This window comes from Cupriavidus sp. 01L415, assembly GCF_056400065.1.
Map to the genome: position 1 here is coordinate 105,500 of NZ_JBFTSP010000011.1, position 12,902 is coordinate 118,401.

Genomic DNA, 12,902 nt, shown 5'->3' on the forward strand with positions numbered 1-12,902 from the left:
CGCGTTGTAGCCGCAACACGCGCGCCTGCAGAACGCGCACGCCGCGCGTATGATCCCGCGTACTCAAACAACACAAGGGAGATATTCGATGAGCAAGACTGCAATGCGCGGCGTGACGCCATGGATCGTCGCGGCGGCACTGGGATGGGGCATGGCGCAGGCCCAGACCTCAACCCCGGGCCAGGGCCCGACCCAGGCCGCGACGCCCGCATCGGCCCTCCAGCCGAAGGACGGCGAAGCAGTGGTACGCGATTTCCGCTTCCAAGATGGCCAGACGTTGCCGACCCTGAAGCTGCACTACACCACGCTGGGCACCCCCACGCGCGGTGCCGACGGCAAGGTCAACAACGCCGTGCTGCTGCTCCACGGCACCACGGGGACGGGCCGCGCGTTTCTGACGCCGCTGATGCAGAAGGAGCTCTTCGCACCGGGGCAGCCGCTGGACGCGTCGCGCTACTACATCGTCATGCCGGACGGCATTGGCCGCGGCGGCTCGAGCAAACCCAGCGATGGCCTGCGCGCCGGCTTTCCGCGCTATGGCTATAACGACGTCGTGGAAGGCCACTATCGCCTGCTGACGGAGGGGCTGAAGGTGGATCACCTGCGGCTGGTGCTCGGCACGTCGATGGGTGGCATGCAGACGTGGATATGGGGACAGCGCCACCCCGAGATGATGGATGCGCTGATGCCGATCGCCAGCCAGCCGGTGGCGATGTCCGGCCGAAACTGGCTGTGGCGTCGCACGCTGATCGAGGCAATCCGCAATGACCCCGAGTGGAACGGTGGCAACTACGCGCGGCAACCCGCGCGCTGGACCAACACCGTGCCGCTCTTCGCGCTGATGACGCAGAGCGCAGCCACCTTGCAGCGCACCGCGCCCACGCGCGACCAGGTCAACCAGTATTTCGACAAGGCCGTATCGGACAGCCGGACCCTGGATGCGAACGACTACCTCTACTGGTTCGAGTCGTCGTGGGACTACAACCCGGAGCCGGACCTTGGCAAGATCCGCGCCCCGCTCTTTGCGGTCAACTTTGCGGATGACATGATCAACGCCGTGGATCTTGGCGTCATGCAGCGTACGGTGTCGAAGGTGCCCCAAGGCAAGTTTGTGGAGATGCCGGAAAGCGAGCACACCTTCGGCCACCAGACGCTTGCGCATCCGGAAATCTGGAAGGGCTACCTGGTGCAACTGATGCAGGAGTTGCCTGCGCAGAAGTAAAGGCAGGCGCATTGCACTGCAACGCGCCGAGGATGCGGCGCCGCGCCAGACGTGGCCGCCACGCCTTGGCGCAGGGCCGCAATACGGGTATTTCGCTAGGCTGCCGCGCTAGATCGGCCCACGCTTGCTACCTATACTGACTTGCACACAGTGCACGCTCAAAAAGAGTGGTTGCGTGGGCCCAACAATAGCGGGCAGGTGAAGGCGGTTCCCGGGAGGACGCTGCCGACGGGTCATGTCGATACAACCTGCCCATGAACAGGAAAGTGGAGATGGGCATGCCCAGCGAACAATTCCTTGCCACCCAGGAAACCCGCCGTTCCGGACTGCGCGCCTTGCGCGCGGCCTTGCTCCAGGTGCACAAGGAAGTCATCGGCTACGACCGCGGCCAATACGAGCGGCTTCATGGACCGATCCCCGCGGGGCAATTCGTGCAACTGGTCACCGAGGAAACCTTTTTCCGGTGGCTGGACCCGTTATCGCGTCTGATTATCGAGATCGACGAGGAGCTCGAGGGCGATGAGCATCACGACGACACCTGCCGCGCCGTGGCCGGTGCCGCGCAGAAACTATTCAGCGAACGGGGCGACGAAGCCTTCCGCAAGCGCTACCAGGAGGCGCTGCAAGATGAGTCATCGGTCATCGTCGCGCACGGTCGGCTGATGTCTGTCATCGGTCAGTTACGGCAGTTGCCATAGGCTGCCTGCCGACCCGGCATCTCAGCGATTTAGTACCTCGACGGCCAGAGCGCCTTAGCGCCTGGCCGGGTCGCCTTCGGGTGCGCTGCGCGGATTGGGATCCACGGCGATCGGATCGCTGGCCGGAAATGTCTCACGCAAGGCTTCGTCCAACTCCGCTTCGACCATGTCGTCGCGTGACGGAGCGGGCTTGCCGGTCTGAGGCTTTGCGGCCGGTTTCCGAGATGGGCTGGACTTGGTCATGTCGCAAGACTCCTCTGTGGACGGCAGCAGCAGGCTTTGATGGTAGTGCGGCTAGGGCCTGCTTGCCAGGCGGATCCATCGCCTAGCGGCGCCCGCCGCGTCCACCACCACGGCTGCCGCCATAGCTGCCTTGTCCGCCGCCGTGCCAGCCGCCGTAGCCGTGATAGCCACCGTACCCTCTGTATCCACCGTACCCTCTGTATCCACCGTACCCGCCGTAGCCGCGATAGCCCCGGTATCCGCGATAGCCGCCGTAGTAGCCGCGGTAGCCGCCATACCCGCCGCGATACCAGACACTGCCGTAGAACCCGCCGTAGACCGGCCAGCCACCGTAGTAATACGGATAGCCGCCGTAGTAGTACCCGGAATAGGCCGGATAGCTGCCGCCGTAGTAGCTGGAGTAGCTGGAGTCGCTCGCGTAGCCGTTGTAGTACGTGCCGTAATAGCCCAGCGGGTAGCCGTCGGCGTAGCCATAGCCATAGGCGTCGTAACCCGGGTACGCCACGCATCCGCCCAGAGTCAAAGTGGCTCCGGCGATCCCCCCCAATACCCACCTGCGGGCGCGTCCCATCGTGGTCTCCTCGACTGCGACGATATCTGCAAGGTCTGACTCAATGTTAGACAGGAATCGTGCCTGGAAGTCCGATTCGGGATGCGGACAGGCGCGACTCCCTGCTCAGAGCAATTAGACGATCTCCGATTTTCGGATCAGATTCGTCTCAATACACTTGGCGTCGCTCGCGCAATGCGGGTAACCCGATGGGCACCAAGGTCAACCCCTCCCTGGTGTTCTACCCTTCGATGCTGCGTGGTCCCCGCCACGCGGCATTTTTTTATCTGATCGGACGATTTGTCGTATGCGAATTTACAAACCGTTCTCGACCATGTCCAGCAGCCGCTGCCCGATGATGCCCGCTTGCTCCTGCGCGCGGCCGCGCAGCGGGCCATCGATCAGGAGGATCGCAAGCCCATGCACCGCGGACCATGCGACATACTCCGCGCCGGGGCGGCGCTCGGGCGGCAGCAGTCCCGCATCCACCCAGTGGTCCAGCGCCGCGCCCAGCAGCTGGAACGGATTGAGTCCACTGTTACCGGCCTTGGCGGGGTCGGCATCGTCTTCCACGTCATCCGGCACCGAGAACGCGGTGCGAAACAAGCCGGTCTCCGCCAGCGCAAATTGCAAATACCCGGTCCCAACGGCGCGCAGGCTGCCACGCGCCCGGTCCGCCGGCGAGGCATCTGGCGGCAGCGCGCCAAGCTGGGCCTCCATCGCCATCGCCAGCCCCGACAAGGCGGCGGCGCGCACCGCCTGTAGCAGGTCCTGGCGGCTGGCGAAGTGTCGATAGGCGGCATTGGGCACCACGCCCGCGCGGCGCGTGGCTTCGCGCAAGACGACGGCGTCCGGACCTCCCGTGCGGGCCAGGTCGATGCCGGCTTCCAGCAACGCGCGGCGGAGATCGCCGTGCCGGTAGGTGGTGCGCGTGGGCGGCGTAGGCGGCGTGGGCGGCGTTGCGGCGGCGGTTCGGTTCATTTCCACTCCGATGTGGACGCTGTCCACACTATCTGCTAGCTTATAGTAGACAGTGTACACAAATGCCGCCAGATACTGACGCAAGAGACCCAGGAGACGCCCGTGCTGAAGACCATTTCCCTTGTTGTGATTGCCCTGATCGCGCTTGTGCTGTTCTATGCGGCCACCCGCCCCGACAGCTTCCGCGTGGAACGCCGCACCACCATCCAGGCATCGCCCGACAAGATATATCCGTACCTGGCGAACTTCCACCGTTGGGACGCCTGGTCTCCCTACGAGAAGAAAGACCCATCGATGAAGCGCACTTATGGCGGATCGCCCGAGGGCAAGGGTGCCACCTATGCGTGGGAGGGCAACAAGGACATCGGCATGGGCAGCATGGAGATTACCGATACGCATGCGCCATCGCGTGTCAGCCTGCGGCTGGACTTCACCAAGCCGTTCGAGGCGCACAACAACGTTGACTTCACGCTGCGCCCCGCTGGCGCCACTGCCACCGAAGTCACCTGGGCCATGCATGGTCCCAATACCTTTATCGGCAAGATCATGCAGTTGTTCTTTTCGATGGACAAAATGGTCGGGCAGGACTTCGAGGCCGGACTCGCCAGCCTGAAGTCCGCCGCGGAGCAATAGCTTTCAGAGAATCGGCGCGAACAGCTTCGCCACGTGCATGGCCACCCGCATGATCGCCGGTGACGACAAGAATTCCTCGCGGCCGATCTCCCGCGCCTGCGCAAAGTCGGCCTCGAGCATGCGCGTCACGTCACGCGCGAAATCCAGATGGGCGGTCATCACCATCATCTCGAAGTTAAGCCGGAACGAGCGGTTGTCGAGATTGGCCGTCCCGATTGCCGCGGCCTCGTCGTCAATCAGGATGACCTTCTGGTGCAGGAAACCCGGCTGGTAGCGGTAGATCCGCACACCCGCGCAGATGGCCTGATAGGCGTAGAGCGTGGAGGCCGCGTAGACCACCAGATGGTCCGGCCGCGACGGAATGAGGATGCGCACGTCCACGCCGCGCAGCACGGCCAGCCGCAACATGGCGAACACGGCCTCGTCCGGGACGAAATACGGCGACGTGATCCAGAGCCGCTCGCGCGCGGACTGGATCGCCTCGACAAAGAACAGCGAGCAGGTTTCCTGGGCATCGGCGGGCCCCGAAGGCACGATCTGGCACACCATCGCCCCCACCGCCTCCTGCGGTGGCAGCATCAGATACGGCACGTCGCGTGCCGCCCAGTACCAGTCCTCCGCGAACGCCATCTGTAACTCCAGCACGGCGGCGCCGCGAATTTCGATATGCGTGTCGCGCCAGGGCGCCAGCGGAGGATGCTTGCCCAGGTATTCGTTGCCGACGTTGTGGCCACCGACGAACGCGCGCGCGCCATCGACGATCACGAGCTTGCGGTGATTGCGGAAATTGAGCTGAAAACGATTGACAAAGCCGGGATGCGTGGCAAACGGCCGCGCCTCCACGCCCGCCTGCTGGAGGACGCGCACATAGCCGCGCCCCAGGCCATGGCAGCCGATGCTGTCGTAGAGGAAATAGACCTTGACGCCGGATTGGGCGCGCTCGCACAGGCGGCGCTGGAGTTCCCGCCCGAGTTCGTCGTCATGGACGATGAAGAACTGGACCAGCACCACCTGCGTGGCGGCTTCGATCGCGGCGAAGATCGCCTCGAAGGTTTCCGTGCCGTTGATCAGCAGCCGCACGTTGTTGTTGGCAAGGCACGGCAGGCCGGTCAGGCGCGGCAATGCCCGCATGCAGGCCTGCGCGGGCGAGGCCACCACGCACGCCCTGAGGGCGTCTCGCTCCGGCGCACTCATCCCCTGGCGAATTTCGCGGAGGCGATCGTTGTTGAAGCGCCGCGCGTTGACGTACCCGGCGAACGTGCTGCGACCGAAGATCAGGTAGGGAATCAGCGCGAAGTACGGCATCATCACCAGCGATCCGGCCCACGCGATGGCGCCCGGCGCCGTCCGCACCGTCATGACAGCGTGCAGCGCGGCCAGTACGCCGACAGCGTGGAAGGTCACGACGACCGCGGCAATCACGCTAGGACTCAGCAACATGGGCAGGTTTCAGCCTTGGCAGACCCGTACACGATGAGCGCTATTCTGGCATAGCGCGCCGCTGACCGGCATCCCCCGTCCGGCGCATTCCATTCGGCAGGGCTGCCTCATTTTTAGGCGCGCCGATGCCACGGCTTGCGGACGCGCGCCAGGTCGTCCGGGCCTGGCAGTTATCCACACAATCTGTGGATAAGAATGTTCCGGCTATCCAATGTAACAGCTTGTCGCTTGCCGACGTCCCCTGAATTTTTTCAAGATTCTCCTATTGTTCGTGCCCCGGGCGCTGGGTACGCTGAACCGTGTTTTTACGTCTTTCAATCCGTTTCAGGTTCCGATAGCCGCTGTATAAATGTCACCACCAACATCGCGCTGCTGGCCACCCGCGAGTCGCCCCGCCATCCTCTGCAGGAAATGCTGTCCATCGCCGGCTTTCGATGCAGTCTCTTCCGGGCCGGCCGGGACCTGATCCACGGCCTCGGGCACGACAGCTATGACATGTTGCTGATCGACAGCGAACTGCCCGACGTCTCCGCCATCGACATCATTCGCGCGGTCCGCTCGGTGCGTGCCCGCGACGTACCCATCGTCATGCTGTCCAGCCAGAACAATGACGACGACCTCGTCGAAGCCCTCCATGCGGGCGCTGACGATTACGTAGTCGGGCCGCTGCCCCCCGGGTGCTGCTGGCGCGCATCGCCGCACTGCGCCGGCGCATGTCGGACACACGCATTCGCGGCACCATGCACGTCCGTGCCGTCCCCTACGAACTGAACAACATCGGACGTTTCGCTGTCTTCAACGGCAAACGCATCCGGATGACACCGAAGGAATTCGACCTCGCCACGCTGATGTTCGCCAACGCGGGACGGATCCTCGCCAGCAAGCGCATTGAACATACGATCTGGGGGCACGACCTCCCGCCCCTGTCGCGCGCCCTGGCCGGACTGGTGTCCCGCATGCGTAGGACACTGAACCTGTGTCCGGAGAGCGGCGTTACCGTGAATGTCGTCTACGCCCAGGGCTACCGGCTCGATATCATCGACCATGTGGCCCGACATGACCTTGGCGAGACACCCCGGCCGTTTCTAGTGGCGTAGCGGATAACGCCCATCACCTGCCCTGACCTGCCCAGGCAGCCTCAGCTGTCCAGGCCGCCTTGGCTGGCTAACTCTCCCAGATCGATCACCGCCATGCCGCTTGCCGCGCGTTTGGCGTCGCGCTTGGCAATGGCCGATGCCGCGCCTATGTGCCGGCTGCCCAGCCGCTGCGCCGCCATGGCCTCCGTGCTCACGCGCACCACGCCGACTGCCATCGTGACCGGAGCATAGAACACCGGCCGGCCAAACCGATCCTCGCCGTGAATGCCGCCCGCCGCGCGGTCAGCCGGTGCGTACATGGCCCGCGCGGCATCGTTGAAACGGGTCATTGCCTCGCGGAGGCGTCGCTCCCAGTCATCGCCCTGATACAGCACGAGGAAATCGTCGCCGCCCACGTGACCCAGGAAATCCCGTGCCGGATCGCAGGCCTCCGCGAGGATGGCGGCCGCACCCTTCAGCATTTCATCGCCCCTCCAGTATCCGTAGCGATCGTTGAAGGGCTTGAAATGATTCAGGTCGACGTAGCATGCATGGAACGGACTACCGGCACCGACCAGACGGTCGATATGCTGGTTTAGCAGAATGTTGCCCGGCAGAAACGTCAGTGGATTGGCATAGCGCGCAGCTTCCATGCGCACCTCGGTGATCGCACGCAGCAGGTCCGCGCCCGTGCCGAGGCCCAGATACCGGCCGCCATCGGTAATCACAAATCCGTCCGCCAACGCGCGTGGGTGCTCCCCGGCAAACCAGTGCGCCATGTCTTCCAGTCCCGCGCGCGTGTCGAAGCAGACCGGCTCCCGGCTGGCCAGCGTGATGCAGGCCTTCTTGCCATAGAGCTCGCGGTGGAACGGCGTGGCATATCGGTCGATCAGGGTCTGGCGATTGATCATCGCAATCGGCCGCATCTCCTCGTCCACCACTGCCATCGCGTGGAGATCGGGCTGTGCGTGAAAGACGCCGAGCACGTCGTTATTGAGGGTCGCAGGGCTGGCCGTCGGCGCGGGCCTCATCAGGCGCCCCGCCGTCATCCCCGACCATCCAGACCGTAGCGTCTGTGGAAACACCGCAATCTGCTTGGACACCAGCACCTGCCGCACCGCCGGCATCACTTCCCGCGGAGGGGTCGGCACCGGCCGGCCCAGGAAGTAGCCCTGCCCCGCGGCTACCCCAAGGTCCCGCACCACAGCCAGGGATTCTGCGTCTTCAATGCCTTCCGCGATCAGGCGTCCGCCGAATGCACTCATCATCCGCAGCACCGCGCGCAGGATCTCCAGCCGGCGCGAACTGGAGCCGATGCCTTGCACCAGCGACTTGTCGATCTTTACGAACTGTGGCGACAGGTCGGCCAGCATGTCCAGATTGGCATGGCCGGTGCCAAAGTCGTCGAGCGCATATTGCAGGCCCATCTCGCCCAACACCGTCATGGCGCGGCCGAAGCTGGCCGGATCGCCGATGGCTGTCTGCTCGGTGACTTCGATCACCACACTCGCAGGCGCGATGGCGCTGGCGGCACTCGACGTGCCATCGGCGCCCAGCAGCGCGGCCATCGCCTGCCCACGGCCCACCAGCAGGCGGCGCAAGGTCAGCGGACTGAAATTCAGAAACAGCTTGCCCGGCAGGTCCAGGGACGACCACGCGGCCAGCGCCGTGCGCGCGGCCTCCAGTTCCAGGGCAACGGTGCCGTTGGTTGCCTCGGCCAGACGGAACAGCGCATCGGGCGATGCGTAGGCCGACCCGACCGGACCGCGAATCAGCGCCTCATAGCCCAGCACCTCGCTGTTTGCCAGCGTCACAATGGGCTGAAATACCGCGTGCAGGGGCGGCAGGCGCACGGCCTCGGGGGCCGCGCCGGACTCGGAGACGACTGGCAGCATGGAACAGGAAGACGCTAGGCGCGCAAGGAATGACGAATGCGGGCCGCCCCCTCGCAAGCGAGCCGGAGTGACCGTGCCCCGTCAGGGCGGATGACGGGCCACCCGCAGGTTAACGGCCAGTCCGGAGCAATCATTAGTGAGGCAGGTTGGCATGAAGCGGACGTCATTTCATGACAACAATGTGTCGCTGGTGTGACATTCCTGATGAAACAAGAGTGTCACGCCGACGTCACACCACTCGCCGAACATCGCGCTGCACTGCAACAGGACCATGTCTTCGATGCCCTCGCCGGGACAGACAGAAAGGCAGGTCCGGCAGTGGTCAAAAGGGTCATGGCATGGCCAGGGCTTTTGTCTCGGAGGAGTGTGTTTCGTGTTGCAAGCCATCAAGCTCAATCTGCCGCGCGCGCAAGCCGGGTCGGCGTGGCGCAAGCTGGCGCGCCTGCCGCTGGTCGTGCGGCTTTCCGCCGCCTTCGTCCTGATCTACGGATTCGGGGCCATCGTCGGCCTGACCGGGATCGTCAATCTCATCGCTCTCAAACAGGACACCGATACGCTGTATCAGCGGGACATGCGCGGTGCGATTTCGGCCGAGCGGGCCCGGGCGTCGCTCGCAACGCTGGGGCAGTCACAACTGGCCCTGACGCTGGCCACCAGTTCCAGTGAACGCGATACCGCAGCCAACGATATCCAGGAGGCGCTGCGCCAGCTCGACCAGGCTGTCGATGGCGTGCGGCAAGCCGCACCACGGCAGGCGGAAGCGCTCCTCAAGGAGCGCGCAGCCGCTGGCGAACTCATGAGCGCCTATGTGGCCCTGATTCGAAAGCAGCCGCTCGATGCGTTGCAGTTCGACAGCGCTGTCTCCGTGGACGGCCATTTCCTCGGCGAACAACTGCAGAAGCTCGGCGTCCTCATGGAGACCACGCGCAAGGCGCTGGAGCGCCAGGCCGCCGACACGGTTGCCGGCGTGGCGGCGAGCCAGGTGACCGCGCAGACGGTCATGGCGACTCTGCTGGTCGCCAGCTTCATCGCGGCCGCACTGCTGGCCTGGTTTGCCGCGCGCGGCCTGACCCGCGAGCTCGGTGGCGAGCCCCGTGACGCCGCGGCCGTCGCCGATCGCATCGCAAGCGGCGACCTCACCGCCAGCATTGCACTGCGCGCGCACGACAACGGCAGCCTGCTGTTTTTCCTGGCGGGCATGCGCGATCAACTGGCCGGCGTCCTGTCCCGCATCCAGGATTGCGCGCACGAGATCACCGCTGCCAGCAGCGGCATCGCATCGGGCAACCAGGAACTGGCCGCGCGCACCGGCCGCCAGGCCTCCGCGCTGGCCGAGGCTGCGGACAACGTGGCGCGGCTGACCACGCTGGTCCAGCAGGCCCACGCGCAGGCAACCGAGTCCAGCGCGATGGCCAGCCAGGCCCGCGAAGCCACGGATGCGGGCATGGCCGTGGTGCGCGACATGAGCGGCGCCATGGCCAACGTACACGGCCATTCGCGCAACATCTCGGAGATTGTCTCGGTCATCGAGAGCATTGCGTTTCAAACCAACATCCTCGCACTGAATGCCGCCGTGGAAGCTGCGCGCGCGGGTGTCGCCGGGCGTGGGTTCGCCGTGGTGGCGCAGGAGGTGCGCGCCCTGGCCCAACGCAGTGCCAATGCGGCGCGCGAGATTGGCGGGATCGTCGGCGATGCCGCCAAGGAAATCGAACGCAGCGCCGGCCTGAGCAGTCGCGTGGTGGCGGCGATGGAAGGCATCGAATCCGCCGTGAACCACAGTCACGCGCTGGCCGGCCAATTGCGCGAGCTGGCCGATGAGCAGGCCGCGGGCATCCGCACCGTGGGCGACGCACTGGGCCAGCTCGAGCAGACCAGCGCCCAGAATGGCGCGCTGGTGGAGGCCGTCACCACCCAGGCCGCGCGGCTGGACAGCCAGGCGGCCGCGCTGGAATCGGACGTCGCACGCTTCCACTTCTGACCGTCTGACCGCGGCGGGCGCTCGCCTCCCCGCTTCTTCCGCCCAGGCCGAAGCCGCAGTGTCGTACGCTGTGGCTTCAGTTTTTGGACCTCGCTGCCGTAAATCGGGATATTCCGATTTGTCCACGCCCACCCGTGCCCGTAGCATCAGCGCTCAGCTACCGCAGACGGCTGGGCGGTGACACTCCCTTTGGGCGACCTGGGGACATCCTGGGACGACTCTTGGACAAGGAAGCGAGGACCGCGCATGCCGCTACGCAAGGCAGTGCAAGACGACACATCGTTCCAGAACGACTTCGAGGCGGACGGCAGGGACTGGGCGCCGCGCCTCAGGCCATGTGGCACTTGCCATGCCTGTGAGGCGCCGCTGTCCGACGGCATGTTGTTCTGCAACGAATCCTGCCAGCAGGTTTTTGAGCATTTCGAAATGCAACTTTTGAAGAAGCGCTGAGCCGACGCCGGTTGGCGGCCCCCATCGCCCTGTCCGTAAATTCCCTAATTGTCTGCATGTCAACCGAGGGGCCTCGCGCCCCGTTTTCTCCTGCATTGGCCCATTGTGTGGCCCGCAATTTGGCCAGTTTCCCGCGCCTGGTTCGCACCAGTCCGAACGCAGGTGTGTCGGCCCGAAACAATTGACATCGAGGGGTAACCGGCATTTACGAGTTGAGCGATCAAGTTACAGAACTGTTGCACTTACGCACATTTTGTGTCGCCTCTGGCACGTCATAGCCGAGTACGCTTGTCTCATCCAAACAGCGACTGACCACCACAGGAAATCATGTCTGAACGCCTCATCATGCTGGACGTACCCGGCGTCCTGTATTCGGACCGCTCCGCTGCCCGCCTGGGCGGTATGCCAAACACGGGAACCCTGCGGGATGTCAGGTTCTTCGATCCCATCGCGCTTGGCTTCCTGCGCCGCCTGTTCGGCATCGCCGGGGCCCGCGTGGTGGTGTCGGATGCATGGCGACGCGGCACGCCGGCGGCGATCTTCCAGCAACTGGACCTGCAGGTCGAAGGCATGACCCCGCGCGTGGCGGGTGGACACGGCGCCGAGATCGACGCCTGGTTCACGCAACGCTCCGCGCCGGGCGCCTGGGTGATCCTGTCCACGGCAGCCCCCGAGACAATGAGCGCGACGCAGCGCGCGCACCTGGTGAGCGTCGATCCCGCAGAAGGCCTCACGGTGACCAACTTCCGCCAGGCACTGGACATCCTCGGTGTCGCGTGCCCATCCACGGTGACGCCGGATTCGCGCGTCGAGCCCGGCCTGAAGGCCAAGCTGCGCCACCTGCAGCAACTGGCGCGCGAGGCCCCGGAGCGCTTCATGCCGGCCCCGGCCGCAGCCGAGGCACGCGAGCAGGCGATGGCCGTCGCCGTGGCCAGCCTGACCGGACAGAGCCTCCGACCGGCAGTGATCCACGCCTGAGCGCCCCCTAGCCTTCCGTTTAAAGAAAATGGCCGCAATGATTTGCGGCCATTTTTCATAGGTGCGTCAACGGTCAACGGCGCAGGTTCCGCGTGAGATCCCATCAGGATGCGCGCAGGATCGGCGCGAGATCAGCGGGGATTCAGCTTCACGCCGGGAAAATCCACTGGTACGTCGAACGCCACGTTGACGTAGTTGGTGAACAGGTTCAGCGCCACGTGCGCCAGGATCTCGACGATTTCCTCGTCACCAAATCCGACGGCGTGCAATTGGGTGACATCGCTTTCGCCAAGCTGACCGCGATTGTTGACCACCTTCAGCGCAAACGTGATGGCCGCAGCCGTCTTCGGGTCGTCGGAGCGACCGGCCTGTGCCGCCGCCATCGCCTCTGCCGATGCGCCCTTCTTGCGGCCCAGCGCGGTATGGGCGGCCAGGCAATATTCGCAGCGATTTCGATCGGCAATGGCCACGGCGATCTTCTCGCCCAGTTGGGCAGGGATCACGCCACCACCCAGTGCGCCAAACGATCCCCACATGGATTGCAGCGCGGCGGGTGAATTGGCAACAGCGCGGAACATGTTCGGCGTGGTGCCGAAGGCGGCCTGGATCTGGCCAAGGGCAGCAGCGCCGCCAGCCGGGGCTGTCTCGGCACTATGCAGGGGTACGCGTGCGGTCATGATGAACTCCTTCTACTGGTGTCAGGCGAAAAGCCGGATTGGGTTTCGGGCGTTGGCGTGGTGCACGAGGCCGCTGCCCTT

The 12,902-nt window shown here is 64.9% G+C and carries 14 protein-coding genes; 8 read left to right on the plus strand and 6 right to left on the minus strand.

All coding sequences use genetic code 11. From position 1 onward, the window contains the following. Positions 1-88: 88 nt before the first annotated feature. Positions 89-1,222 carry an alpha/beta fold hydrolase gene (locus AC1DOX_RS17700; RefSeq protein ID WP_441618226.1) on the plus strand — a complete coding sequence of 378 codons (1,134 nt, stop codon included), beginning with the start codon at positions 89-91 and terminating at the stop codon, positions 1,220-1,222. A 272-nt stretch (positions 1,223-1,494) separates the two neighbouring features. After that, positions 1,495-1,920, plus strand: a complete 426-nt coding sequence (locus AC1DOX_RS17705; RefSeq protein WP_092140277.1) for a hypothetical protein — start codon at positions 1,495-1,497, stop codon at positions 1,918-1,920. 54 nt (positions 1,921-1,974) lie between these two features. On the opposite strand, the gene AC1DOX_RS17710 is transcribed toward AC1DOX_RS17705, so the two are convergent. From AC1DOX_RS17710 to AC1DOX_RS17720, 3 genes are all read right to left on the minus strand, one after another. Next, complete coding sequence (locus AC1DOX_RS17710; RefSeq protein ID WP_441618228.1) at positions 1,975-2,163, minus strand: hypothetical protein; 189 nt, start codon at positions 2,161-2,163, stop codon at positions 1,975-1,977. An 82-nt stretch (positions 2,164-2,245) separates the two neighbouring features. Then, a complete protein-coding gene (locus AC1DOX_RS17715) occupies positions 2,246-2,686 on the minus strand; it encodes a hypothetical protein (RefSeq protein WP_441618230.1) in 441 nt (146 codons plus the stop codon). Between the two features lie 342 nt (positions 2,687-3,028). Beyond that, positions 3,029-3,694 carry a TetR/AcrR family transcriptional regulator gene (locus AC1DOX_RS17720; RefSeq protein ID WP_441618232.1) on the minus strand — a complete coding sequence of 222 codons (666 nt, stop codon included), beginning with the start codon at positions 3,692-3,694 and terminating at the stop codon, positions 3,029-3,031. Between the two features lie 102 nt (positions 3,695-3,796). Between AC1DOX_RS17720 and AC1DOX_RS17725 the strand changes: the two genes are divergently transcribed. Then, complete coding sequence (locus AC1DOX_RS17725; RefSeq protein WP_441618234.1) at positions 3,797-4,327, plus strand: SRPBCC family protein; 531 nt, start codon at positions 3,797-3,799, stop codon at positions 4,325-4,327. Between the two features lie 3 nt (positions 4,328-4,330). Here AC1DOX_RS17725 and cls read toward each other — a convergent pair whose 3' ends face one another. Further along, positions 4,331-5,767 carry a cardiolipin synthase gene (cls, locus tag AC1DOX_RS17730; RefSeq protein ID WP_441618236.1) on the minus strand — a complete coding sequence of 479 codons (1,437 nt, stop codon included), beginning with the start codon at positions 5,765-5,767 and terminating at the stop codon, positions 4,331-4,333. 411 nt (positions 5,768-6,178) lie between these two features. On the opposite strand from cls, the gene AC1DOX_RS17735 reads away from it, so the two are divergent. Together AC1DOX_RS17735 and AC1DOX_RS17740 are read left to right on the plus strand one after the other, a co-directional pair. Beyond that, the gene (locus AC1DOX_RS17735) at positions 6,179-6,538 is read left to right on the plus strand and encodes a response regulator transcription factor (RefSeq protein WP_441618238.1); all 360 of its coding nucleotides are present in this window, start codon (positions 6,179-6,181) and stop codon (positions 6,536-6,538) included. Further along, a complete protein-coding gene (locus tag AC1DOX_RS17740) occupies positions 6,445-6,864 on the plus strand; it encodes a winged helix-turn-helix domain-containing protein (protein ID WP_441618240.1) in 420 nt (139 codons plus the stop codon). The genes AC1DOX_RS17735 and AC1DOX_RS17740 overlap by 94 nt, the downstream gene beginning before the upstream one ends. A gap of 41 nt (positions 6,865-6,905) precedes the next feature. Here the strand turns inward: AC1DOX_RS17740 and AC1DOX_RS17745 are convergent, their stop codons facing one another. Beyond that, entirely contained in the window at positions 6,906-8,738 is a 1,833-nt protein-coding gene (locus AC1DOX_RS17745) for a phosphodiesterase (protein ID WP_441618242.1), read from the minus strand. Positions 8,739-9,111: 373 nt separating this feature from the next. Between AC1DOX_RS17745 and AC1DOX_RS17750 the strand changes: the two genes are divergently transcribed. From AC1DOX_RS17750 to AC1DOX_RS17760, 3 genes are all read left to right on the plus strand, one after another. Continuing rightward, the gene (locus AC1DOX_RS17750; protein WP_441618244.1) at positions 9,112-10,716 is read left to right on the plus strand and encodes a methyl-accepting chemotaxis protein; all 1,605 of its coding nucleotides are present in this window, start codon (positions 9,112-9,114) and stop codon (positions 10,714-10,716) included. Between the two features lie 246 nt (positions 10,717-10,962). Continuing rightward, positions 10,963-11,166 (plus strand): hypothetical protein, encoded by a 204-nt coding sequence (locus tag AC1DOX_RS17755; protein WP_441618246.1) that lies wholly within the window; start codon positions 10,963-10,965, stop codon positions 11,164-11,166. 327 nt (positions 11,167-11,493) lie between these two features. Next, complete coding sequence (locus AC1DOX_RS17760; protein ID WP_477101442.1) at positions 11,494-12,144, plus strand: HAD domain-containing protein; 651 nt, start codon at positions 11,494-11,496, stop codon at positions 12,142-12,144. A gap of 131 nt (positions 12,145-12,275) precedes the next feature. Here AC1DOX_RS17760 and AC1DOX_RS17765 read toward each other — a convergent pair whose 3' ends face one another. Then, complete coding sequence (locus tag AC1DOX_RS17765) at positions 12,276-12,821, minus strand: carboxymuconolactone decarboxylase family protein (RefSeq protein WP_441618250.1); 546 nt, start codon at positions 12,819-12,821, stop codon at positions 12,276-12,278. Positions 12,822-12,902 lie beyond the last annotated feature (81 nt).

Bases quoted from the DNA above. Each gene is read 5' to 3' on its own strand.
- AC1DOX_RS17700 (WP_441618226.1), top strand. From the start codon at position 89: ATGAGCAAGACTGCAATGCGCGGCGTGACGCCATGGATCGTCGCGGCG.
- AC1DOX_RS17705 (WP_092140277.1), top strand. From the start codon at position 1,495: ATGGGCATGCCCAGCGAACAATTCCTTGCCACCCAGGAAACCCGCCGT.
- AC1DOX_RS17710 (WP_441618228.1), bottom strand. From the start codon at position 2,163: ATGACCAAGTCCAGCCCATCTCGGAAACCGGCCGCAAAGCCTCAGACC.
- AC1DOX_RS17720 (WP_441618232.1), bottom strand. From the start codon at position 3,694: ATGAACCGAACCGCCGCCGCAACGCCGCCCACGCCGCCTACGCCGCCC.
- cls (WP_441618236.1), bottom strand. From the start codon at position 5,767: ATGTTGCTGAGTCCTAGCGTGATTGCCGCGGTCGTCGTGACCTTCCAC.
- AC1DOX_RS17735 (WP_441618238.1), top strand. From the start codon at position 6,179: ATGCTGTCCATCGCCGGCTTTCGATGCAGTCTCTTCCGGGCCGGCCGG.
- AC1DOX_RS17745 (WP_441618242.1), bottom strand. From the start codon at position 8,738: ATGCTGCCAGTCGTCTCCGAGTCCGGCGCGGCCCCCGAGGCCGTGCGC.
- AC1DOX_RS17755 (WP_441618246.1), top strand. From the start codon at position 10,963: ATGCCGCTACGCAAGGCAGTGCAAGACGACACATCGTTCCAGAACGAC.
- AC1DOX_RS17760 (WP_477101442.1), top strand. From the start codon at position 11,494: ATGTCTGAACGCCTCATCATGCTGGACGTACCCGGCGTCCTGTATTCG.
- AC1DOX_RS17765 (WP_441618250.1), bottom strand. From the start codon at position 12,821: ATGACCGCACGCGTACCCCTGCATAGTGCCGAGACAGCCCCGGCTGGC.